Below are 21,177 nucleotides of genomic sequence, written 5' to 3' on the forward strand. Positions count from 1 at the left end.
GGCCGGTCCTCAGAACGCCTGCTCATAGGCGCGCATCCGGGCGTCACGCCGGGCCTCGGCCAGGCCGCGGCGCGCCGCCTCGCACTCCGTTTGCGTCCGGCCGGCGTCGCAGGCGGCCACGATCCGGGCCGCCGCGTCAGGGTCGGCCGCGAATTCCCCGGCCGTTCGGTCCGGCGCGCCGCAGCCGGCGAGCGCGAAGGCGGCGAGGAGGGCGATCCGCGTCACTGGAAGGCCCTCTCGTAGACGCTCATGCGCGCCGTGCGGGCGGCTTCGGCCCGTTCCCGGGCGCGTTGCTCCTCCAGCCGGGCCTCGGCCGCCTGGGTCAGGGCCAGACCTTGCAGCCGCACCTGTTCGTTCTGGATCAGAGCCTGTTCCGCCGCGAGCCGCGCCTCCAGATCCATCACCGCCCGGGCGTTGAGCGCGGTGTCGAGGGCCGAGCGCAGCGTCTCCAGACCCTCAAGCCGCCGGTCGGCGGCTCCGGCCACCGCCTCGCCCACGGCGAGATCGCGCGCCGTGCGGGCGCCCGCGCGTTCGAGACTGTCCCGGTAATAGGCGTCGGCCGGGCTCAGATCGCCCGTCGGCGGCGTGTACAGCCGGGTGTCGCGACGGATGGCGTTGGCGCGGTCAGCCAGGTCGCCGAGCGCGCCGAGGTCGCCGTTCGCCGCCGCCCGCATCGACCGCATATCGGGCAGGGGATTGCGCACGGTCGGCAGGCCGAGCTCGCCGGCCAGGGCGTTGACATCGGACAGGTTGTTGAGACTGTCGAACAGCCGCTGGCCCTGTTCGACCTGGGTCTGCAGCGCTTTCAACTGATCCAGGGTGGTGCGTGCCTCCTCGATCATCTGGGCGAGGGCCCTCGGGTCGTGGACGATCTGCTGGGCCCGGGCGGCCGGAGCGCCGGCGACAACGAGGGCGGCGACGGCCGCGGCGGACAGGATTCGGGCTCTCACAGGAACCTCCTCTGGTCATGGAAGGGGGCGCGCCATTGCGCGTAGTCGTCGCCCGCCTCGGCGCGCAGACGGTCGAGCAGGGCGACGGTCTCGGTCCGGCCGGACAGGATGGCCAGGGCGTCGTCCATGCCGCGCAGGTCGAGCTCGACCACGACGCTGTCGTGACCCTGTTTGACCAGGAAGCGGTGCGACTCCGGGGTCAGCACCTCGCGGACGAGCCGGAACTCCTCCCGGGTCAGGCCGAAACCGTCGATGTAGTCCCGGGCCTGGCCGTGGGCGTTGGGCAGGAAGATCTTAGTCGCGCACTGCTCGAGGATGGCGTGGGCGATGGGCGAGCGCAGCGCGTCGGCCGGCGACTGGGTGCCGAACACCATCAGGGCGTTCTGCTTGCGCCAGGTCTTGAGACCGTCCCGGGCGAGCTCGGTGAAGGCCGGATCGTCCAGCACCTTCCAGAACTCGTCGATGTCGAGCACGAGGCGTCGGCCATCGACACGCTCGGCGATGCGATGAAACAGATACAACATCGCGGGCGTGCGAACCTCGTCGTGGTCCAGCATCTGGGTGATGTCGAAGCCGGCGAACCGCGCCTCCAGGCTCAGGGCGTCCGCCTCATTGTCGAGCACCCAGCCCAGCGGACCGCCGCGCTGCCAGCGCTCCAGGCGCGCGCCCACGCCCCCGGCGTCGCCCTGGCCGAGCAGGCTGCGCAGGGCGGCGATGGAGCGTCGCTCGCGGGGCAGGGCCTCCAGCGCCGCGACGCCCTGATCGATGGCGCGCGCCTCCGGAACCGTGAGGGGGTCGTGGGGGCGATCGACCAGCGCGCGGACGAGACGAACCAGGAAGGCGCGGTTCGCCGGCGTCGGGTCGAGCGCCTTGAATGGGGCGAAGCCCGTCGGCTCGCCGTTGCGCAGGGCGAGATAGGTCCCGCCGCAGGCGCGCACGAAGATCTCGGCCCCCCGGTCCTTGTCGATGAACAGCTGCTGGGCGCCGAAGCGTTCGAGCTGGGCCAGCATGAAGTTCTGGACGACCGTCTTGCCCGATCCGGACGGCCCGCAGATGAAGGTGTGGCCCAGATCGCCGACGTGGAAGTTGAACCAGAACGGCGAGCCGGCCGTGGTGCGCAGCACCGCGACCGCCTCGCCCCAGTGGGCGCCGCGCGCCTTGCCGACCGGATGGGCGTGGAACGGCGCCAGGGCCGCGAAATTGCGCGAGGTGATGGCGGCCGGCCGGGTGCGGCGGGCGAAGGCGCCGGGGAACTGGGACCAGAAGGCCGCCTCCAGTCCGAGATCCTCCCGGGCCACGACCAGACCGGAATCGGCGAGAATGGCGCGCGCCTTGGATAAATGGTCCGCCAGCGCCCCCGGCGTATCGCCGTGCACGAGGATCGAAGCCTGGTGCTCGCCCATCACGAAGCGGTTGCTGACCAGGTCGTCGAGCGCGTCCGACAGGCCGGTGATCTGAGAGGCCGCGCGGTCGCGCGCGGAGACCATCTGGTTCTGCTTGCGCTCCATCACCGTCCGCGCGGCGGCCTTGGACAGGAACGCGAAGGACTGGCTCGCCACGAAGCCGAAGCGGACGCTCAGCAGATCGTCCCACAGCCCCGGCCGGGTCGTCGCCGGATATTCCTTCACCGCCAGGACGCCGGCGTAGCGAGCGTCGGCGACGTCCCGCAGCTCCAGGGTCTCGCGACCGAAGATGACACGCACCGTATGAACGGCCGCGCCGAGGTGGCCGAAGACGATCGGAACCGCCGAGCGCCGACCTGTCAGAACCAGTCGCATCACCTCCATCGGCTCGGAGAACCAGAGACCGTCACGTTCATACAGGCCGAGCCGGCGCGGCGCGTAGCGGTCGAGATACTGGATCAGGTCCCGGCCCGCTTCCTCGATCCGCTGGAGGTGGGCGGTCTCGACCTCGGCGTCCGCCCGCCGCGCCGCCTTCAGGCGACGCGCCAGGGCCGCGGCGCGATCGCCCGCCTCGCGGCCGGGGTGGAGGACGAGGGTGACGAAGAGCTCATTGATCCAGAGCCGACGCTCCGCGACCCGATCGTCGTAGAGCGCGCCCAGTTCGCCGGCGAAGTCCGAGCGGAAGCCGGCGGACCGCTCGAGTTCGGCCGGGCGGCGCACCACATGGTGCCAGATCGCCAGGCGATCGTCGGCCAGATTGCGCCACGCCTGGTTCAGCTTGATATGCCAGTCGTTCAGATCGCGCGCATCCGCGGTCTCGAAACTGGCCCCGTCGATCTGGAAAACCATCATCAGGGCGCCGTTGTCGAGCGCCACCACGGCGTCGGAGACGTGGCGCGCGTAGGGCAGATGAGGCCGGGCGTCGGCCTCGCGCCGCAGGCGCATCGCGCTGACGCCGCCCTCAGCCACGGGCCAGCTCCGTCGGACGGTAGCGCCGGATGAGAGGCAACGGTGTCGCCGAACTGCCGCCCCAGAGGGCGGCGTTGCGCGACCGGCCCTTGGTGTCGACATAGACGAACAGCAGCCGGAAGGCGTTGTGATCCGCCCGACAGATTGCCCGGAACACCAGGTGCAGGGCCGGCGCGACGAGGAGATAGAGCAGGCTGCCGCCGACCAGGAAGACGACGCCCGAAAGGATGACATTCACGCCCATGGCCTCCATGGGGACGCCCAGGATCATGGCCGGTCGGGTGCAGGCCAGGAACAAGGGGTCTTCGGTCAGGCGCTCTTCAGCCATGCGGGCCTCCGGCGGACAGGCGCGACAGGGCCAGGCCGATGGCGACGCCGGAGGCGAGGCCGGCGAAGATCTGGGCGAAGCGCTTGGGCGAGATCAGCTTCAGGCCGAGCATCAGGACCAGCGCCAGGAGCACCGAGGCCGATCCGATCACGACCCAGGAGAGGGCGTCGTCCATCAGGCGCCGCCCGTGATCAGATTGACGATCTCGGCCGCGCCGAAGACGACCACGATGCCGAGCACCACGATCGCCGCGCGCCGCAGGTCGAACAGGCCGAACATCCAGAGAATGCCGACGACCACGACCGCCAGGACGGCGAGCAGCCGCGCGGTGTTGCCGGTCAGCATGTCGACGACGTTCTGAAGCAGGCCTTCGACGTTGGCGGAGGCGAAGGCCGGCTGGACCAGAATCAGGCTGGTCGCCAGGGCGATGGCGCCGACGGCGCCGAACCGGCGAGAGGAGATGGAGGCGGTCATTCAGAACTCCCGGTCTGGGTGGCGGTGAAGGTCAGGACCAGGCTGGTCCGGGCGCGCGCGAAGACGTCCCAGTCCGCCGCTGGCGCGGTCTGGACCGGGTCGGGCAGCGGCGCGGTCGCAAGGGGCTGGACGGGGCGCAAGGCCTGAACGCCGAGGCGGACGGCGGCCGCCTCGACCCGGGCGACATAGCCGTTGCGGAAGCCGCGCTCGGGATGACCGGTGTTGTAGCGGGAGAGGGCGATCCTCAACGTCGTCTGCGGATCGACGCCCTCGGCCGGCCGATAGCCCGCGCGAAGCACCTGACCGGCGGCGGCGAGGTTTCGGCAGGGATCGAAGGCCGCCTCGACCGACAGGCCGAGCCAGTCGAGGTTGTCGCTGTTGATCTGGGCGACGCCGAGATCGAGGTTCGCGCCTCGGGCCAGAAGGTCGCGCGCCACGCGCGCCGCCTCGGCGGCGTCGCGTGGCGTCCGCGCCGGCCGGGGGCCGCGGTTGACCCCGATGGCGTTCGGATTGAAGCGGCTTTCCGCATAGGCGACGGCCGCCAGGGTTTCGGGGGCCACATGCGGGGCGCAGGCTTGGGACAGGCTGAGGATGAGGGCGAGGTCCAGCAAGGGAGGCTCCATCGTGAGCCCCGAGCAAAGCCGATGAGTCCCGGCCGCCGCGACCCGCGACCCTCCCGCCGGGCGTTTACGGTAGGAAGGTCCGGGGTTCAGGCGGCCGCTGGGCGGCCGCGAGCCGCGCCACGGCCTGGACGCGCGTCCGCACCCCGAGCGCACGGCAAGCGCCCATCAGATGTTCATCGACCGTGCGGGCGGACAGGCCGACCCTTTCGCCGATCGCCGCCGATGTCAGACCCTCGGCGGCCAGGGCAAGGCACTGCTTCTGCCGATCGGAAAGCCGGTCGAGCGTGGAGGAATCTGAAAGCGGGTCGGCGGGTAGCGGGCGCATCCGGTCATGAGGCGCCGAATGGAACCCTTGGACCAGTCCGTAAACCCGCCACCCGGGATCTACGGTGCGCCCTTGTCCGAGCCGCCGTCGTCTCCGGTGGGGGAAACGAGCCGATGTCGCCGTTCCTCAAGCCAGGCGTCCGCCGCGCTCTCCCGGCGGACGGACTGCGCGGCCAGCTCGCGCAGGGCCTTGGTGAAGGTGTTGATGATGGTCAGGGACTCCAGCTCCGCGATCGCGTCGCCCGCCTCCTCGTCGAACTCCTGCAGCACGACCGCGAGAATGGTGGCGAGCTTATTGTCGGCGCACCGCAAGGCGAAGGCGGGCGACCCGAGCGCCAGCGCCGCGAGGATCGCGTGGGGATCGCTGTCCGTGACCTCGGCGAAACGATGGACGCGCTCGATGTTGATGCGTCCACCGCCGGACTCGAAATGCTCGTAGGAGCGCAGCGCCATGTTCATGGACTTGCCGACATCCGCCGCCCGCAGCCGACGATGGGTGCGGATCAGCCGAAGGGCGGTGGACAGGGTCTCGCTCTGGGACTGACGGTCGGCGCTCTCCATGACGTCGCTCTAACTCCGTTTCCGAGCACCGCGACTCGCGCGCACCGCACCCCTACTGGTTGAAAAATGAAGCAACCGTGCATCAAATGAAAGGTGGGAAACAAACGGGTTTATAAACCTTGTGTATTTGCGCAAAATATCTGCGGGTCGCACGCGAAATCTTTGCGGAAGTCGCCGATTACATGGTCGCATTCTCATCGCAACCCGAACTCGGCGTGGGTCGCGGCTTGAGCGCCCTCGCTGGGGGTTGGTCGTGATGCGATCGCGAGACCCCTATAACGACGCCCTGACCGCCTTGGCGGCGTTCGCCGGATCAGGCCGCTTCGGCTGGGGAGAGCCGTTGGTCGCCACCGCCTTGGCCGCCGAACTGGAACTGTCCCAGACGCCCGTGCGCGAGGCCCTGGCCCGGCTCGCCGGCGAAGGTCTGATCGAACATCGCCCCGGGCGTGGCTACTACGCCCCCAGTCCCAGCGCCGACGACATCGTTGATCTCTACGAAATCCACCGGCGGCTGGTGCATTTGGCGATCGACCTTCTTGACGCCGCCGGAACGACTGTGGCGCTCCAGAGCGTCGGCGAGAGGAGCGAGGAGCGCTTCTACGCCGCCTTGGTCCGGTCGCCGGGGCGGGCGGTCTTGGCGCAAACCCATTGGCGCCTGACGCTGCGGCTTCGACCCATTCGGATCGTCTCGGCCGAATTGGCGCCGCCGGACCTGGCCTGGATCGTCGGTGTCGAACGCCACGTCGCGGACGGCGCGCTCGTCGCGTTGCGGCGCGAGGTCGATCTGCATCATCGAGAGAGATCGGCGCTCGCCACCGCCGTCGTGGCAGTCATGCGACAATCTGTCGAAAGTATAGGACAGATATAGTTTGAATATAGAGCCTCGCGGGCGCTGGCTTAGGGTGCGGGGCGTTTGGCCCCGTTCAAGGAGGCTACGACATGAAGACCAATCCCCTTCCGGGCCTGATCGGGCTCGGCTGCGCCAGCGCACTGACCCGCGCCGGCGGCGGCGTCGAAAAGATGGAGCTGATCCCGCTCTATTTCTACGACGACGCGTCCACGACCCAGATCGTCGGGCTCGGTTCCGCGATGGAGCAGACCCGCGCCGACGGCCCGGGGCACAATCGGGAACTCAACCCGATCTACACCTACGTCGATCCCTCGGTCGCCCGCATCGGCGGGGCCGCGGAGCAGACGCGGGCGGACCAGCCCAGCGGCAATCGCGAGCTGATCCCGGTCGAGCGTTGGACCGCCTGAGCGCGACGGCTCCGACGGGGGGCGACGGCGGCGACGCCGCCGCCCCTGCCGTGCGCCTGTATTTCGCGCCGGACGTTCACCACGCCTGCGTCGGTGGTGACGCCGTCCTGCTCGACGTGCGCGGCGACGGCTATCATTGCCTGCCGGACGGCGCCGCCCTGTGCCGGCGGCTCGCGGGAGGCGGTCTCGTCCGGATGAACGGCCCCGTCTCGGCCCTGATCGCGGCGGGGTTGATCGGAGCGGAGCCTTCGCCGAAGCCCCGGGTTCCGCCGGCTCGCCCGGTGCGTTCCGTGATCCACGCCGGAGGGCGTCTGGACCTGATGCGGGACCTGATCCCGGGGCTCTGCGCGATGCACGAGGTGCGGGCCGCCCGGCGCGGGGCCGGCCTGTCGCCTTATGTCAGTCTGGGCGGCGCCGAGCCTCGTGACGACCCTATGGCCGCGATCGAGGCCGGTCGGCGGTTCTGGACCCTGATGGCCTATTTGCCGATCGAGGGGGAATGCCTCGTCCGGTCGGCGCTGCTGGTCCGTTTTCTCCGGCGTCAGGGGCTTCGGGCCGACTGGGTGTTCGGCGTGCGCCTGTGTCCGTTCACCGCCCATTGCTGGGTGCAGGTCGGCGAGGTCTGTCTCAACGATGATGTGGAGCGGCTCGTGGCCTACACGCCGATCATGGTGCGATGAGCGGCGACGCCGGCTATCTCCTCGTCGCCGACGCCGCGGACGCCCGCGATCCCGCCGTCGAGGCGGCCCTGGCGGCGCTACTGCGGAGCGGCTGGACCCTGCGGCTCGACGGCTTCGGTCTGAGGATTCTGACCGGACCGCGTTTCCCATGGCCCGTCGCGCAGGTTCATCGCGCCCATGCCCTGATCGGGGAATGGCGCGGGGAGGGCGCGCATCCTTCCGCGATCGCAGGCCGCTTCCCCGAAGGACGCCCGCTCGGCGCGGGCCTCATGAGCGAAGGCTGGGGCGCCTATCTGATGGTCTGGCGAGATCGCGACGGCCACCTGAACCTGGTGCGGGATCCGACCGGAGCGGTGGATGTGGTGTGGTGGCGGCGAGGTCCCGTCACCTTGGTGACCGACTGTCCTCCGCCGGCGCTCGACGCCGTCTTGCCGGACACGCTCGCGATCGACTGGCCACAACTGGGCGCCCTTCTGGCGACGCCTTCGCTTCTGACCGACGGATTGCCCCTCCAAGGTTTGACGCCGGTCGGCGCCGGTTGCTGGAGCCGGCCGGACCAAGACCTTCCCGACGAACCCCTGTGGCGGCCGGCCGACTTCGTCCGTCGGGGCGCCGACGACGCCCCGGACGCTCTCGTGCGGGTCGTCGATCGCACCATCGACCGCACCATGCGCTCGCGTCGCCGGGTGGTCTCCGAACTCTCCGGGGGACTGGACTCGGCCATCGTGGCGGGAAGCCTGAGGGCGACGGGGCACGCCGAGCGCGCGGTCTTCATCAACTACTATGGCGACGACGCCGAAGGCGACGAGCGTCGTTACGCGGAGGCGGCCGCGGCGCTGAGCGGCGTTCCGCTCGAGACCGTTCGCAAGCCGGTCGAGGCGATCTCCGACGCGGACTTCACCACTCTGGCCTCCGGACTCCGTCCCGCCCTCCAAGGGGTGGACCCGGCCTATGATCGGCACGCCGCGGGCCGACTGGCGGCGCTGGGCGCCGACGGCCTGTTGACGGGACAGGGCGGCGACAGCGTCTTCTTCCAGGCCCCGGATCCCCTCGTCGCCGCCGACCGGTTCCGCCGCCAGGGCTTGCGCGCCCTCAATCCGGCCTATCTGGCGGCGGTGGGCCGCTGGACCCGCCACTCCGCCTGGACCGTCGGCCGACTGGCGGTGCGCGGCCGGACGCAGACCGGATCGGGGCCGCGTCACCGGTGGCTCGACGACGCGGCCGAGCTTGCGCCCGCCAAGCGGGGGCAGCTGGAGCGGTTCGTGAACTGTCAGCTGTTCTGGACGGACTGTCTGAGGGCGCGCCAGGCCCCGCTGCTCAATCCCTTCCTCAGTCAGCCGGTCGTCGAACACTGCCTCGGCGTGCCGTCCGACCGGCTGACCCTGGGCGAACGGGACCGGGGCCTGGCCCGCCTGGCCTTCTCGGAGCGCCTGCCGCCCTTGATCGCCGAACGGCGGGACAAGGGCGATCTGAGCCACTTCTACGGCCAGGTCGTACGGGACAGCGCGCCGGCGCTCGCCGCCTTCCTCCTGGAGGGACGACTAGCGGCCCAGGGCGTCCTCGACCGGGCGACGCTCGAGGTTGATCTCGACCCGGCCCGCCTGCTCTGGCGCGAGGGCGCCAACGCCCCGTTGCTGGCCGCCGTCCTGGAGGCCTGGGCGCGCCACTGGGAGGGTCGGATCGCGCGTCGCCGGACCGAGGTAGCGCGCCAGCCAGTCGAGGATGTGGGCGTGTAGGTCGCGCAGGTTGCCGGGGCTGGCGAGCACATGGCCCTCGCCATAGTAGGTCAGCAGAGCCGCGTCCCGGTTTAGTCGGTAGAGGACGCCGAACAACTTGCCCATGCGCGGCCGCTCCAGATCGCTTTCGATCAGCAGGGCCGGCGCCCGCAGGTCCGCCGCCGAGAACAGCGGGCTCATCTCGACATAGCGGGCGGCGTCCGCCGGGAAGGCGCCGATCGCCGCCTGGCCTGTCTCCGCCCAGCCGGACAGCTGGCCGATGGGCACGCCCTCGTCGGGTGCGGAGCGGAAGAAGGGCGGCAGTTCGAAGGCGCTGATCAGGTCGGCGTAGCCGTTGGAGGCGATCAACGCCGCGACCCGGTCGCTGTGGGGCGCCGCGTTGAGCACATTGAAGGCCCCGTAGCTGTGACCGAGCAGGGCGTAGCGGTCGGCCCGGACCCGGCCAGTGGCGCCGGCCGCATCGGCGATGGCGTCGATCTGCGCGGCAAGGGCCGCGCCGGACCAGCGCCCATCCGGCGGGTTCGGCAGGCTGACATAGAGAACCGCATAGCCGCCCCCGGCGATGACCGCCGGATTGTTCTGGAGCATGGCGGAGCGGCGCGTGAGCGGTGACGGCGGACGCGACGAGACGCGGCCGGGGTAGACCTCGACGACCAGCGGCGCCTTGACCCCTTCCGCCAATCCCGGCGGCAGGAGCAGCCAGCTCTTCAGCGCCTGGCCGGCAGGACCGGTGTGCGCAACTTCGATGATTTCGCCCCAGTCGAAGGTCGCGCGATCGAGGTTGATCTCCGCCAGGGTCAGGCCGGCGTCGGCGCGATGGAGCCGGAAACGGGCGGATCCGTCGGCGGAGTCCTGACGGGCGACGACGAAGGCGCCGTCAGGGCTGGAGGCGACGCGGGTTTCATCCGGTTCCAGCGGCGAGACGCAGACCGGCGCCGCGTCGATCGCGGCCTTGGCGCAGCCGTCGCTGATCAGGGTGCGGCCGGGGGTCGCCTCGCGCACATAGGCGGCGCGGAAGCCGGCGTCGCGAGCCTCGCCGAGGTCGCTGATCCGGCCGGCGACGTCCGGGCCTCCGTTCAGGGACAGAAGCCGGTCGCCGCGCTCGATACGGGTCTCGCCGTTCCAGTCGACGAGCCGATCGCCCGTCTGGGCCGGGATCGGCGCGAGACCGCCCGGCACGCGCCATTGGGCGACGCCGGCGTCATCCAGGACCCGGAGCACGGGCGTGTCGCCGAGCCAGCCGCCCAGCGCCACCGGTTCGTCCCACGGGCTTCGCTCCGTCGCCGGCTTGTCCGCGAACCTGGAGACCAAGCCGTCCAGCCCGATCGCGACATAGGCGCCGGACCGCTCGAAGCCGGCTTGGCCCACGTGGCGCGCGAAGGCGAGAAGCCGACGGCTGTCGGGGCTCCACGCCATCAGATAGGGGCCGTAATCGAGAGCGGGGTCGATCCGGGTTTCGGCGCCGGTGTCGATGTCGATCAGGCGCAGGGCGCGTCGGCGGATCGGGTCGCCGACCAGGACCGGGCGATCGGGATCGGGCTGCAGATCCTCGCGGTCCTCCAGCACGGCGATACGGGCGCCGTCCGGCGACAGGGCGAGATCGAAGATCGCACCCGCGGCGAGCGGCGTCTGCGCGCCGCTACGCACATCCAGGCGGAGGAGCGACAACGGTGGGCGATGTTCGCGGGTGTCGCGGGCCGAGCCGCTCGGAATGAAGGTGCCGCCGACGGATCGGCCGGACGCTGTCGCCGCCCAGAGCGCCGCGATACGGTCCTGGGCCTGGAAGCCGGTGCGGGCGATCTCGGGCAGCTGTCCGCCCGGCTGCACGACGACGAGCAGTTCGTCGACGGTTCGCCAGAGCGCCGTCAGCCCGAGCCGCGGGTCTTCCGGCGCGAGCGCGGTCCAACGGACCGCGCCGGTCTCGAGCGACAGGACGCCCAGCCGCCAGCTGTCCGGCGTCAGCTCGTAGACGATCAGCCGGCGACCGTCGGGCGAGAACCGTCCAGCCGTATAGCCGGCGGAATGGTCCGGGGTCTCCAGGGTGCGGACGACCTCGCCAGAGCGCGCGTCCACGATCTGGACGGCGCTGAGGAGGCGGTCGGTGTCCCTGGACAGCTTGTAGGAGGGCGCGCGGTCGTAGCGCGCCCGGCGTTCCAGCGCGATCCAGCGGCCGTCCGGACTGACGCGCGCATCGCCGAGACTCTCCTGACGCAGCAGGGCGTCGATGGTGAAAGGGCCGGAGGACTGGGCGAGCGCGGGACAAGCGAAGGCGAGCCCGGCCGCAAGGCCGAGCATCAGAACTGTGCGGTGCATCACCAGCTCCGGGTCAGCTGGAGCGAGACGTAGCGGCCGATGACGTCCGAGTTCGCCGCGTCATAGGCCACGCCTTCGGGCGCGTCGTAGAAGGGCGGATCACGGTCAAAGAGGTTCTGGATCGTTAGGGCGACGGCCGTCCCGGCGATCGGACCCGTCTCCGGCGCATAGCGCACCTGAAGATCGGCCGTGGTCCAGGAGCCGATGCGACGCCCGGAGGTGTCGGCGTAGTCGGAGACATGATCCACCGCTCCGCCGAGGGTGAGCGGGCCCCTCGTCCAGCTGAGATGGGTGCGACCCCGCAGGCCCACGGGATAGTTCGGTCGATCCAGCTGGGAGACCACGGGGGAGGTGGGCGTGGCCCGGGCGTCGAAGCGCTCCAGCCAGGTCAGGCTGCTGGTCAGATCGAAGGCGTCAGGGCCGACCGCGAAGGCGTAGGCGACCGTGAGGTCGGCGCCCTGGACCTGGACGCTGGCGGTGTTGACGTAGCGGGCGTCGACGATGGCGCCGTAATCGGTGGCCGGGAACAGGTCACGCAGGTTGGTGGTCGGCAAATCGAGGATCGCCTGCATGTCGGCGCGATCCTGGGCGTTGGTGGCCGGATCGATGATCCGAACGAACGGGCTCAGGGTGGTGTCGCTCAGCGCGGTGAGGATGTTCTCCAGAGCCGGTTGGCCGATCCGGTTCTCGAAATCCGTGCGGAAGGCGTTGACGCTGATCCGGAGACCCTGAACCGAGGCGGGCTCGAAATCGCCCCCAACCGTCCAGGTGTCGGCGGTTTCGGGCTCCAGATCCGGATTGCCGCCATACAGGATCATGGTCAGGATCTGGTTGGGTCCGCGGGGCAGGATCGAGGGACTGGCCGTCGCCGCGTCATTCACCTCGCGCAGGGCCGGCGCCCGGAAGGACCGGCCGTAGTTGGCCCGCAGGCGCGCGCCCGCCATGGGTTCCCAGACCAGACCGACCTTGGGGCTCGTCGTCTGACCGACATCGCCATAGTCCTCGAACCGGGCCGCCAGCGACAGTTCGAGCCGTTCCAGTCCCGGACGGCTGTTGCCGGCCCCGAACAGGGGAATCCGCGCCTCCGCATAGACCGCCGCCACGTCGCGCTCGCTGGCGTTCAGCGCGCCCAGGACGGGCGCGATGCCGGAGGTGAAACTGTCCACCTTGCGGTCGAAATTCTCGCGCCGGAGCGCCGCCCCGACCGCGAGTTTCAACGGGCCGCCGGGCAGCTCCAACAGGTCGCCGTCCAGCATCACGTTCGCCGTGGTGATGCGGCTCTCGCTCCACAGATGGGTCCAGCCGCCCGTGATGAAGTCCAGCGCGGCCTGCGGATTGACGTTCCCCGCCCCGAACGGATTGAGAAAGCCGTCCCTGGCGGCGCTGTAGCCCGTGGCCGGATTGTCCGCCAAGGCGCCCAGCGCCTCGCGCAGATAGGTCGATTGCAGCGTGCCCGACGACCCGAAGCCGGCTTCTTCCGCGCCGTAGGCGAGATAGCTCGACAACCGCCACGAGCCGCCCAGGTCGAGATCGGCGCCGATCGTCGCGGACAGGGTCTCGACCTCCCCGGATTGCACCGGGTTGGGCGTCTGACCGGCGAAGGAATAGGCGATCAGGTGCGAATTCGCGCCCGTCGGGGATTCGAAGAAGGGGTTATTGCGGTTGACGGTCAGCAGCGTGGCGATCGGCGACGATCGGGTCTCATAGTCGCGCCGGGCCCAGCGCGCGTCGCCGGACAGGGTCAGCCGGCCGCCGAGATCCTGCCGTCCCGCCAGATAGGCGATATGGCGGGTCTGCCGCGGAAAGACGTTCATGCCGAACCGCTGATTGGTGCGGTTCTCCTGCCCCGGCAGGAAATCGCCCGGAGCCAGGTTGGTCCCGTCCTGACCGCCCGGGATGGCGAAGGCGGAGACATAGGCGCCCGACGCCGGGTCGATCACCATGATGTTGCCGGGGTTGCTGTAGTTCAGTCGGCGATCCGATCCGCCGAAGCGGCGCAGATCGGCGTCACCCGCGCGATCGCGTTCGGCCGCGGGCAGGGCTTCGCGGTCCTGGTATTCGTAGACGCCCATAAGACTGCCGCTGCCCCATCGCCGCCCGATCGTCTGGGCGAACAGGACATCGGAGAAGGCGCCGTCGGCGGCCGTGCCGTAGCGCGCTCTGGTCTCGGCGCCGTCGTAGTCGTCACGCAGGACCACATTGATGACCCCGCCCACGGCGTCGGCGCCGTAGAGAGCCGAGGCTCCGTCGAGCAGGACGTCGATCCGCTCAACGGCGGCCGTCGGAATCGACGAGACGTCGGCGAAATCGCCCTTGGAGCCGGTCCCGGCGATCCGCCGGCCGTTGACCAACACCAGGGTCGCGTCGCTGCCGAGGCCGCGCAGGTTCACCCCATTGGAGTAGTTGGCGTTGGTGCCGCTGCGGTCGCCGCCGTTGCTGAGGGTGGCGTCATTGGCGGTGCCTGCGAAATTCTGCGGCAGCGCCGCCAGGGCTTGAGCGACGGTCGCGTGGCCGTCGCGATCAATCTGGTCGCGGCTGACGACCACCACCGGCGAGGGGCCGTCGAGCACCCCGCGCAGCAGGCTGCCCGTGACGACGACCTCGTCCAGCTGGACGGCTTCCAGCTGTTCGGCCTCGGCGCGTTGCGACGGGTCGATGAGGACGAACACATTGGGCCGGCTCCGTCGATAGGTCAGGCCGGTGTCGCGCAGGAGCAGCGCCAGCGCCGTCTCGACGGAATAGTCGCCCGAAAGTGACGCCGAGGCCCGGTCCGCCACCAGGGCGCTCGGATAGAGGATCTGCTGACCGCTCTGGCGAGCGAAGGCGGGGAGGGTGCGCGCCAGCGGCCCTGCCGGGATGTCGAAGCGACGCGCGGACTCGGCCTGCTGGGCGCAGACCGGCGTCGCCGACGCCATCAGAAGCGCCGCGAGCGCCGTTGAAGTGAAGCCCTGTCTCATGTGTCTCCCCCGGTTTCTTATCCGCATTGATGCGGGACCGGGAGGAGACGACCGGTCGCGGGCCTTACCCTAAGTCCGGGGTCAGATTATTTTTCGATGCGCCCGAAAGCACCACATGACCGTCCTCGGCCCGTTCGGCGGTGAGCGGATAGAGGTCGCGCAGCGCCGCCACGAAACCCTCGACGTCGCCGGCGTCGAACACCCCGCTCACCCGGATGGAGGAAATGTCCCCGGCGCGCAGTTCGATCGGATGACGGGTGTAGCGGTTGACCTCAGCCACGGCGACGCCGATCGGCGTTTCGTGGAAGGTCAGTCGGCCCGCCGCCCAGCTGGTCGCCGCGGGTAGATCGGTCGTGACCACCCGGGGTCGGGGGACGGACGTCACCAGCTGCTGTCCCGGCTGCATCGACCAGCGCCGGTCCGCCTGTTCGCCCTCGCGCACATCGACCCGGCCCTCGACAAGCACCACGCGTGCGCCCGTCCCGAAGCGCCGGACGTCGAAGCTCGTGCCCAAGGCCGTAACCTCGGTGTCGCCGGCCTTGACGACGAACGGCCGGTCCGGGTCGCCCTCAACGTCGAACCGGGCCTGGCCCGTGACGAGGGTGACCAGCCGGCGGCCCCCGGTCAGGCGAACGTCGATCCTGGAGTCCGTGTCGAGCGTGATCGTCGAGCCGTCGGCCAGTTGAACGACGCGGCGTTCGCCGACCTGGGTGAGATAGGGGGTCGGCTGCTGCGCTGACCACAACCACCAGCCCACGGACAGGGCCGCGATCGCGGCGCCGACGGCGCCGACGGGGGCGAGAACACCGAGCAGGCGGGGGCGGGCCCTGCGGCGGGAGGCGGCGCGGGTCCGGGCGTCCGCCGAAAGCGCGGCCATCTCGGGTTGGTCGGCCAGGGTGCGACTCGCGTCCCACATCGCCTGCATGCGGTCGAAACTCTCGGCGTTCCTGGAGTCCCGTCGCCAGGCGCTGAACGCCTTCACGTCCGCCGTGGTGACCTTGCGCTGGTTGAGCCGCGCGAACCAGTCGGCGGTCTCCTTGCGTCTGATGTCGGCGTCAGCCTCGGTCGTCATCAGTCTTCGCCTAAAGGTCCAGCCGCAGCGCGCAGTAGTCGAGCGCCTTGGACATCCGCCACTCCACCGTCTTGACGCTGATCTCGAGCTCCTTGGCGATCTCGGGATACGTCATACCGTCAAAGCGGCTCAAGACGAAGACGTCGCGGTAGAGTTGCGGCATGGATCGTATGATCTGGGCGAGCAGAACCTGATCGAACTGGGGCGCGCCTTCGGATTCGGGGGATTGGAGGTCGGCGTCGCTTGGCCGACGGCGCCTATGTTTGGCGTCATCGCGCACCAGATTGAGGGCGACCCGGAGCAGGAAGGCGCGGGGATGGGCGATCCCGCCGTCGGCGAAGGGCGCGATGCGGATATAGGTTTCCTGCACGACGTCGGCCGCATCGTCCGGACCGATCCGAGCCCGGAGGCGACGGTTCAACCACGCAGCGTAGCGGCGGTACAGGCCGTCCAGGCCGCCGCCGACCTCCGCTTGCAATGGCTTCGCTTCGCTCACCCTGCCTCTCCGACCGCAATTCAGACGGCTGGAATCCGGGGCGCGAACGGACAGCCGGGCGCAGGCGCTCACACGCCTGACACGGTGATCCGGTCAGCGACAGCCACGCCGCGCGTGGGTCGTCGAAGAAGATATCGCACAGGGGATTCCAAGCCCCTGCCGACGCGTAGGTCGGCCTGGCGAGCATGAATCAAACGGAATCCCGACGCAAGCGGGAGGGGTCGGGCGTTGGAATCCTCTGCGAACGAGGCCCGTTACTTCAGCGCGCAGCGCCGCCTCCGTCAGCGACGAACCCCGGCTCCGGCTGTGCGCCTATCTCGCGGCGCCCGACGGCCCCGCTGTAGTCGCGACCTGTCTGCGGTTCAACCGGCGGGGAGGCTTCCGTCCCGCAAGAAACCTGCGGGCGACCCGCAATTCATCGACGTTGCCCGGGCGCGAACCCGCCGTGTACGGAGGGAGTCGGACAACCGGTGGTGTAATATGGAAGCTGTATCCGAAGATCCGGGCCGTGGATCGCACGCGGTCACCCTGAGCCCGCGCGAACAGGAATGTCTGCAATGGGTCTGTCGCGGGAAAAGCTCTTCCGACATCGGAATCATTCTGTCGCTGTCGCCCCGCACCGTGGACAGCTATCTTGAGAAGGCCTGCTCCAAACTCCGGGTCCGGACCCGGATCGAAGCGGTCGCCTCGGCGGTCCGGCAAGGTCTGATCGACCCGGGATGAGGGGAGGGGGCGGGCCAGGAACTTCTGTGATGAAGCCCGGCGTTTCGCCGCCGATCGCCGCCGACGTTTGCACGTCCCCTGGCTCTTGATCGGCGCCTATCGTTCCCGGAACCCGCCGCCGGCGAGTCTAGATCGGCCAGCCCAAGCGCGCCAGCCGGGCTTGACCCCCGGCAGCAGTGGAGCAAGACACCCAGATGGCTAAATACGCGCCGCTCGCAGCCTTTCTCCGACGTCAGAAGAGCGCCGAGGTGGACCTGTCCTTTCGGGACATCGAGCGGATCGCCGGGGGCATTTTGCCCAAGGCGGCGTCGCTGGAGGTTTGGTGGCGCGTGGATACGGCGAGGGCGCCGATGCCCCAGCATCTCGCCTTCGCCGAGGCGGGTTTCGTCGCTGAACCGCGGACGCGGGCCGAGACCGTCCGTTTCATCCGGATTGCGGCAGGCGGCGCCCCAGGGAGCGAGGCGCGGCTCAGCGCGGCGAAGACCGAGAGTTGACGCCTGTCCGCTCCGGGCAGACCTCCGATCAGTCGGAGCGCCTGCCGGAGCGGTTCAGATCGGCCGGTCAGTTATGGTCGGCGTGACCTTGGGGAGCCGGAGCATCCGAGGGCGCCGGCGCGGGCGGCGCGGGTTCGGCGGGCGGCGAAGCGTCAGACTTCATCTTGTCGCAGCAGCTCATGGCGGCGTCAGCGGCCATGTCCTCGCAACAGTCGCAGCCTTCGGCGGCCAGGGCCGCTCCAGCGCTCAGGGCCAGGATCGCGCCGGCGGCGGCCAGCAGGTTGGAAACTCGCATCGTCGTTCTCCTAGTGAACCATGAAGCTGACAGAGCCGGACATCTTGTGGCCGTCCGGACCTTCAGCGGTCCAGGCGGCCGTGTAGGTTCCCGCGGCGAGCCGGGGAAGAGCCACGCTGACGGTCGCGGCGGCCGGCGCGGCGGGGGCGTTCACGACCACCGGGGCCTGTCCCTCGGCGGTCAGGGTCACTGTCTTCAGGACCATCGCGTGCGGGAAGGTGACGCTGAAGCGTTCGGGCGACCCATGGGTCATCGCCCCGTTCGCCGGAACCGTGGTGACGCCCGATTGCGGCGCAGCGGCCTGCGCCGGCATCGTGTGCCCGGCGTGAGGATCCTGAGCGGCGGCGGCGCCGGCGAAGGCCAGGGCGGCCGTGAGGACGAGAGTGCGGATCATGGGGGGTCTCCTTCGGTCAGAACCAGGCCTTGAGGCCGACGACGAGACGGGTGTCGTCAGCCTCGCCGCCTCGGGCTTCGATGTAGTCGGCGGTGTCGCCGAGCGCTCGGCTCCACTCAACGCCGACATAGGGGGCGAACTCCTTGCGGAACTCGTAGCGCAGACGCAGGCCCGCCTCGATCGACGACAAGCCGGAGCCGATCTCCAGCTCCGGAATGTCGCTCGCCGAAGCGTCGATTTCGAGGCGCGGCTGGAGGATCAGGCGCTGGGTGATGCGCTGGTCGTATTCGGCCTCGACGCGGGCGGTCAGGTCGCCTTCGGTGGAGAGGAAGGCGGCCGCGTCGATCTCCCACCAGTAGGGCGCGAGGCCCTGCAGGCCGAGAACAAGGTGCGTCGTATCCTCGCCGTCGGGCCGGAAATCCTGGCGCACGCCGGCCTGCATATCCCAGAACGGCGAGATCGCGCGGCTGTACAGCGCCTGGACCTCGGCCTGCCCCAGCTCGCCGCCAAAGTCGCCTTCGCCTTCGGACTTCCACCAGAAGCGATTGATGTCTCCGCCGCTCCAGCCCTGGACGTCCCAGAGATACGACTCGCCGTCATCGCCGAAGCCGGCTTCCAGACGGTCGATGATGACGGCCGTGGTGCGGACGTCCCCGTTTTCGCGAACCAAGGTCTCACGGGCGGCGGCCATCGCCTCGGCGCCGAAAACCAGATCGGCGGCGTGCGCGGGACCGCTGAGGGCGGCGGCGGGGAGCGGATCCTCCGGAGGCCGGCCGGGATTGTCGGCGCTGGTCGGCACGTCCGGCGGCCCCTTGCTCATGGTCGACATGTCGTGACCGGCATGGGGATCGGCTTGAGCGGAGGGCATGGCGGACATGTCGTGGCCCGCGTGCGGATCGGGCTGCGTCGTTGGCGCCATGGTCGACATGTCGTGACCCGCGTGCGGATCGACGCTCTGGGGATCAGCCGGCATCGGATGACCGGCATGAGGGTCCGGCGCCGGCGGCGTTGGCGCGGGCTGCATGACATGACCGGCATGCGGGTCCTGAGCGGGCGAGGGAGGGGGCGTCTGAGGCCGGACGACCGGTTCAGGCGCGGGTCGCGGCGCCGGGGTCGCCGGCATGACATGGCCCGCGTGTGGGTCCTGCGCCTGGGCGCTAAAGGCGCTGGCGGCGAGGATCAGCGGCGCGAGGGCGACGGCGAAACGGTTCATGACGCGACTCCGTCCAGGGGGCGGACCGTGACGACGTTGAACATGCCCGCGTGCATGTGCATCAGCATATGGCAGTGGAAGGCCCAGTCGCCGGGCGCGTCGGCGGTCAGGTCGAACGTCACCTTGCCGCCGGGCGCGACGTTCACCGTGTGCTTCAGGGGTTGATGTCCGGCGGGGCCACCGGTGACCAGCTCGAAGAAGTGGCCGTGCAGGTGAATGGGGTGGGCCATCATGGTGTCGTTGACCAAGGTCACGCGCACCCGCTCGTCGCGCTCGAAGCGGATCGGCTCGACCAGCTCGCTGAACTTGCGACCGTCGAAGCCCCACATGAACCGCTCCATATTGCCGGTCAGGTGTATTTCCATTGTCCGCGACGGCGGGCGCTGGTCCTTGTTCGGCTGCAGCGACACCAGGTCGGTGTAGACTAGAACGCGGTGGTCGACGTTGTTGAGACCGATCGGCCGCTCGCCCAGGCGATTGGCCGGATCCATGGCGATCGCATCGACGCCGACGCCGACCGCCATGTCCGGAGGCGCGTTCTCGGGATCGCGCATGTTCATGCCCGACATGGACATTTCGCCCATGTCATGCGCCGGTGTCGCGCCTTGCGCCGGGGCGCCATGGTCCATGCCTGCCATCGCACCATGATCCATCCCGGCCATGCTACCGTGGTCCATGCCGCCCATGGCGCCATGGTCCATTCCGCCCATGCCCATGTCGCGCATGGTAAGGTTCGGCACCTCCCGCAGCGGCGGGACTTCGGCCGTCATTCCAAGGCGCGGGGCCAGGGTCGCCCGGCCCATGCCTGACCGGTCGATCGCTTCGGACACGATGGTGTAGGCCCGGTCTTCGGTCGGCCGGACGATAACGTCGTAGGTTTCGGCGACCGAAATCTGGAACTCGTCGGTCTCGACCGGGCGGACGTTCTCGCCGTCGGCCTGCACCACGGTCATCGGCAAGCCAGGGATGCGGACGTTGAAGATCGACATGGCGGAGGCGTTGATGATGCGCAGCCGCACCCGCTCGCCGGGTCGGAACAGGCCGGTCCAATTCTCCTGCGGGCCGTGGCCGTTGATCAGATAGGTGTAGGTCGAGCCGTTGACGTCCAGGATGTCGCGCGGGTCCATCCGCATCTCACCCCACATGCGCCGCTCTTCCAGGCTCATGCGGTCGCTGCCGTCCATGAGGCCGGCCAGGGTGGTGCGCTGCTGGTTGAAATAGCCGGGGCTCTTCTTCAGCTTCTCCAGGATCTCGTGCGGGTGCATGAAGCTCCAGTCCGACAGGACCAGCACATGCTCGCGGTCGTAGCCGACCGGATCGGCGCCCGCCGGATCGATGACGATCGGACCGTAGTGGCCCATCGCCTCCTGGAGATTGGAGTGGCTGTGGTACCAGAAGGTGCCTGACTGCTTGATCGGGAACTCATAGACGAAGGTTTCCCGCGGCTTGATGCCCGGGAAGCTGATGCCCGGGACGCCGTCCATCTGGAATGGCAGCAACAGGCCGTGCCAGTGGATCGAGGTGTCCTCATCCAGGCCGTTGGTCACGGACAGTCGCACGTTCTGTCCCTCGCGCAGGCGCAGCAAGGGCGCCGGAAGCACCCCGTTGATCGTCACGGCATGGCCGGTCCGGCCTCCGACCGTGAAAGGCGAGTGGCCGACCATCAGGTCGATGTTGGGCCCGCTCAGCGTCGGCAGGTCCGCTCTCAGCCCCGCCGATCCGGTCTGCGCCCAGGCCGGCAGAAGGCCCTGCAGGCCAAGCAGCCCGCCGCTTACGGCGGCGCCCCTGAGAAGCATTCGGCGATCGAGACTTGGCATGGGCATAGGCGGGGGGTTCCTCGGACGCGTGTCGGCTTCTGGTAGACATACGCACGTCGGCGACAACGCCCTTGCGGCAGGTCGCCACACCTCGAAAT

General features: G+C 69.7%; 22 protein-coding genes and 1 pseudogene. 6 read left to right on the forward strand and 17 right to left on the reverse strand.

From position 1 onward, the window contains the following. Nucleotides 1-9: 9 nt before the first annotated feature. The 9 genes from ASF81_RS10085 to ASF81_RS10125 all read right to left on the reverse strand — a co-directional run bounded on the left by ASF81_RS10085 (nt 10) and on the right by ASF81_RS10125 (nt 5,632). Nucleotides 10-225 carry an EexN family lipoprotein gene (locus ASF81_RS10085; protein WP_055808225.1) on the reverse strand — a complete coding sequence of 72 codons (216 nt, stop codon included), beginning with the start codon at nt 223-225 and terminating at the stop codon, nt 10-12. Beyond that, a complete protein-coding gene (locus ASF81_RS10090) occupies nt 222-950 on the reverse strand; it encodes a type IV secretion system protein (protein ID WP_082503524.1) in 729 nt (242 codons plus the stop codon). Before ASF81_RS10090 ends, ASF81_RS10085 begins: the two co-directional genes overlap by 4 nt. Further along, nucleotides 947-3,322 (reverse strand): VirB4 family type IV secretion/conjugal transfer ATPase, encoded by a 2,376-nt coding sequence (locus tag ASF81_RS10095; protein WP_235559302.1) that lies wholly within the window; start codon nt 3,320-3,322, stop codon nt 947-949. The genes ASF81_RS10090 and ASF81_RS10095 overlap by 4 nt, the downstream gene beginning before the upstream one ends. Next, nucleotides 3,315-3,650 (reverse strand): type IV secretion system protein VirB3, encoded by a 336-nt coding sequence (locus tag ASF81_RS10100; RefSeq protein WP_055808227.1) that lies wholly within the window; start codon nt 3,648-3,650, stop codon nt 3,315-3,317. The genes ASF81_RS10095 and ASF81_RS10100 overlap by 8 nt, the downstream gene beginning before the upstream one ends. Beyond that, nucleotides 3,643-3,825, reverse strand: coding sequence for a hypothetical protein (locus tag ASF81_RS10105; protein ID WP_055808230.1), 183 nt, complete (start codon nt 3,823-3,825; stop codon nt 3,643-3,645). Before ASF81_RS10105 ends, ASF81_RS10100 begins: the two co-directional genes overlap by 8 nt. After that, nucleotides 3,825-4,124 (reverse strand): TrbC/VirB2 family protein, encoded by a 300-nt coding sequence (locus ASF81_RS10110; protein WP_055808232.1) that lies wholly within the window; start codon nt 4,122-4,124, stop codon nt 3,825-3,827. The genes ASF81_RS10105 and ASF81_RS10110 overlap by 1 nt, the downstream gene beginning before the upstream one ends. Beyond that, nucleotides 4,121-4,735, reverse strand: coding sequence for a lytic transglycosylase domain-containing protein (locus tag ASF81_RS10115; RefSeq protein ID WP_055808481.1), 615 nt, complete (start codon nt 4,733-4,735; stop codon nt 4,121-4,123). Before ASF81_RS10115 ends, ASF81_RS10110 begins: the two co-directional genes overlap by 4 nt. 76 nt (nt 4,736-4,811) lie before the next feature. After that, on the reverse strand, nt 4,812-5,072 hold the full coding sequence (locus ASF81_RS10120) for a helix-turn-helix transcriptional regulator (protein ID WP_055808235.1): 261 nt from the start codon (nt 5,070-5,072) through the stop codon (nt 4,812-4,814). Nucleotides 5,073-5,131: 59 nt separating this feature from the next. Then, the gene (locus tag ASF81_RS10125) at nt 5,132-5,632 is read right to left on the reverse strand and encodes an XRE family transcriptional regulator (RefSeq protein ID WP_200932937.1); all 501 of its coding nucleotides are present in this window, start codon (nt 5,630-5,632) and stop codon (nt 5,132-5,134) included. A 256-nt stretch (nt 5,633-5,888) separates the two neighbouring features. Between ASF81_RS10125 and ASF81_RS10130 the strand changes: the two genes are divergently transcribed. From ASF81_RS10130 to ASF81_RS15680, 4 genes are all read left to right on the forward strand, one after another. Beyond that, the gene (locus tag ASF81_RS10130; RefSeq protein ID WP_055808237.1) at nt 5,889-6,500 is read left to right on the forward strand and encodes a GntR family transcriptional regulator; all 612 of its coding nucleotides are present in this window, start codon (nt 5,889-5,891) and stop codon (nt 6,498-6,500) included. Nucleotides 6,501-6,571: 71 nt separating this feature from the next. Then, complete coding sequence (locus tag ASF81_RS10135; protein WP_055808240.1) at nt 6,572-6,889, forward strand: hypothetical protein; 318 nt, start codon at nt 6,572-6,574, stop codon at nt 6,887-6,889. After that, nucleotides 6,877-7,569 carry a lasso peptide biosynthesis B2 protein gene (locus ASF81_RS10140; RefSeq protein WP_055808242.1) on the forward strand — a complete coding sequence of 231 codons (693 nt, stop codon included), beginning with the start codon at nt 6,877-6,879 and terminating at the stop codon, nt 7,567-7,569. The genes ASF81_RS10135 and ASF81_RS10140 overlap by 13 nt, the downstream gene beginning before the upstream one ends. Continuing rightward, nucleotides 7,566-9,305 (forward strand): asparagine synthase-related protein, encoded by a 1,740-nt coding sequence (locus tag ASF81_RS15680; RefSeq protein WP_082503526.1) that lies wholly within the window; start codon nt 7,566-7,568, stop codon nt 9,303-9,305. The genes ASF81_RS10140 and ASF81_RS15680 overlap by 4 nt, the downstream gene beginning before the upstream one ends. A gap of 18 nt (nt 9,306-9,323) precedes the next feature. Here the strand turns inward: ASF81_RS15680 and ASF81_RS10150 are convergent. The 4 genes and pseudogenes from ASF81_RS10150 to ASF81_RS10165 all read right to left on the reverse strand — a co-directional run. Beyond that, a pseudogene (locus ASF81_RS10150) lies at nt 9,324-11,618 on the reverse strand (hypothetical protein); the annotation flags it as partial. Continuing rightward, nucleotides 11,618-14,575 carry a TonB-dependent receptor gene (locus ASF81_RS10155; RefSeq protein WP_055808247.1) on the reverse strand — a complete coding sequence of 986 codons (2,958 nt, stop codon included), beginning with the start codon at nt 14,573-14,575 and terminating at the stop codon, nt 11,618-11,620. The gene ASF81_RS10155 and the pseudogene ASF81_RS10150, both read right to left, overlap by 1 nt. Before the next feature lie 64 nt (nt 14,576-14,639). After that, nucleotides 14,640-15,647 (reverse strand): FecR domain-containing protein, encoded by a 1,008-nt coding sequence (locus tag ASF81_RS10160; protein ID WP_055808249.1) that lies wholly within the window; start codon nt 15,645-15,647, stop codon nt 14,640-14,642. Nucleotides 15,648-15,657: 10 nt separating this feature from the next. Then, nucleotides 15,658-16,143: an RNA polymerase sigma factor gene (locus ASF81_RS10165; RefSeq protein WP_055808252.1), complete on the reverse strand. Its 486-nt coding sequence runs from the start codon at nt 16,141-16,143 to the stop codon at nt 15,658-15,660. 480 nt (nt 16,144-16,623) lie between these two features. Between ASF81_RS10165 and ASF81_RS10170 the strand changes: the two genes are divergently transcribed. Both ASF81_RS10170 and ASF81_RS10175 read left to right on the forward strand, forming a co-directional pair. After that, nucleotides 16,624-16,866: a response regulator transcription factor gene (locus ASF81_RS10170; protein ID WP_082503529.1), complete on the forward strand. Its 243-nt coding sequence runs from the start codon at nt 16,624-16,626 to the stop codon at nt 16,864-16,866. A 194-nt stretch (nt 16,867-17,060) separates the two neighbouring features. Then, nucleotides 17,061-17,360: a hypothetical protein gene (locus tag ASF81_RS10175; protein ID WP_055808488.1), complete on the forward strand. Its 300-nt coding sequence runs from the start codon at nt 17,061-17,063 to the stop codon at nt 17,358-17,360. A gap of 67 nt (nt 17,361-17,427) precedes the next feature. Here the strand turns inward: ASF81_RS10175 and ASF81_RS10180 are convergent, their stop codons facing one another. Genes ASF81_RS10180 through ASF81_RS10195 form a run of 4 tightly spaced genes read right to left on the reverse strand, consistent with a single transcriptional unit; the run spans nt 17,428 to nt 21,085 of the window. Next, nucleotides 17,428-17,655 (reverse strand): hypothetical protein, encoded by a 228-nt coding sequence (locus ASF81_RS10180; RefSeq protein ID WP_055808254.1) that lies wholly within the window; start codon nt 17,653-17,655, stop codon nt 17,428-17,430. A gap of 10 nt (nt 17,656-17,665) precedes the next feature. Beyond that, nucleotides 17,666-18,049 (reverse strand): copper resistance CopC family protein, encoded by a 384-nt coding sequence (locus ASF81_RS10185; protein WP_055808256.1) that lies wholly within the window; start codon nt 18,047-18,049, stop codon nt 17,666-17,668. Between the two features lie 16 nt (nt 18,050-18,065). Further along, nucleotides 18,066-19,262, reverse strand: a complete 1,197-nt coding sequence (locus ASF81_RS10190; protein WP_055808258.1) for a copper resistance protein B — start codon at nt 19,260-19,262, stop codon at nt 18,066-18,068. After that, complete coding sequence (locus ASF81_RS10195) at nt 19,259-21,085, reverse strand: copper resistance system multicopper oxidase (RefSeq protein ID WP_055808261.1); 1,827 nt, start codon at nt 21,083-21,085, stop codon at nt 19,259-19,261. The genes ASF81_RS10190 and ASF81_RS10195 overlap by 4 nt, the downstream gene beginning before the upstream one ends. Nucleotides 21,086-21,177: the final 92 nt, after the last annotated feature.

Origin of the sequence: Brevundimonas sp. Leaf168 (assembly GCF_001423685.1) — a bacterium.
Taxonomy (GTDB): domain Bacteria; phylum Pseudomonadota; class Alphaproteobacteria; order Caulobacterales; family Caulobacteraceae; genus Brevundimonas; species Brevundimonas vesicularis_C.

Excerpts from the sequence above, each read along its gene's own strand:
- ASF81_RS10160 (WP_055808249.1), bottom strand. The coding sequence starts at position 15,647 with ATGACGACCGAGGCTGACGCCGACATCAGACGCAAGGAGACCGCCGAC.
- ASF81_RS10110 (WP_055808232.1), bottom strand. The coding sequence starts at position 4,124 with ATGACCGCCTCCATCTCCTCTCGCCGGTTCGGCGCCGTCGGCGCCATC.
- ASF81_RS10105 (WP_055808230.1), bottom strand. The coding sequence starts at position 3,825 with ATGGACGACGCCCTCTCCTGGGTCGTGATCGGATCGGCCTCGGTGCTC.
- ASF81_RS10130 (WP_055808237.1), top strand. The coding sequence starts at position 5,889 with ATGCGATCGCGAGACCCCTATAACGACGCCCTGACCGCCTTGGCGGCG.
- ASF81_RS10125 (WP_200932937.1), bottom strand. The coding sequence starts at position 5,632 with ATGGAGAGCGCCGACCGTCAGTCCCAGAGCGAGACCCTGTCCACCGCC.
- ASF81_RS10100 (WP_055808227.1), bottom strand. The coding sequence starts at position 3,650 with ATGGCTGAAGAGCGCCTGACCGAAGACCCCTTGTTCCTGGCCTGCACC.
- ASF81_RS10185 (WP_055808256.1), bottom strand. The coding sequence starts at position 18,049 with ATGATCCGCACTCTCGTCCTCACGGCCGCCCTGGCCTTCGCCGGCGCC.
- ASF81_RS10180 (WP_055808254.1), bottom strand. The coding sequence starts at position 17,655 with ATGCGAGTTTCCAACCTGCTGGCCGCCGCCGGCGCGATCCTGGCCCTG.
- ASF81_RS10155 (WP_055808247.1), bottom strand. The coding sequence starts at position 14,575 with ATGAGACAGGGCTTCACTTCAACGGCGCTCGCGGCGCTTCTGATGGCG.
- ASF81_RS10135 (WP_055808240.1), top strand. The coding sequence starts at position 6,572 with ATGAAGACCAATCCCCTTCCGGGCCTGATCGGGCTCGGCTGCGCCAGC.
- ASF81_RS10120 (WP_055808235.1), bottom strand. The coding sequence starts at position 5,072 with ATGCGCCCGCTACCCGCCGACCCGCTTTCAGATTCCTCCACGCTCGAC.
- ASF81_RS15680 (WP_082503526.1), top strand. The coding sequence starts at position 7,566 with ATGAGCGGCGACGCCGGCTATCTCCTCGTCGCCGACGCCGCGGACGCC.
- ASF81_RS10175 (WP_055808488.1), top strand. The coding sequence starts at position 17,061 with ATGGCTAAATACGCGCCGCTCGCAGCCTTTCTCCGACGTCAGAAGAGC.
- ASF81_RS10190 (WP_055808258.1), bottom strand. The coding sequence starts at position 19,262 with ATGAACCGTTTCGCCGTCGCCCTCGCGCCGCTGATCCTCGCCGCCAGC.
- ASF81_RS10195 (WP_055808261.1), bottom strand. The coding sequence starts at position 21,085 with ATGCCCATGCCAAGTCTCGATCGCCGAATGCTTCTCAGGGGCGCCGCC.
- ASF81_RS10170 (WP_082503529.1), top strand. The coding sequence starts at position 16,624 with ATGGAAGCTGTATCCGAAGATCCGGGCCGTGGATCGCACGCGGTCACC.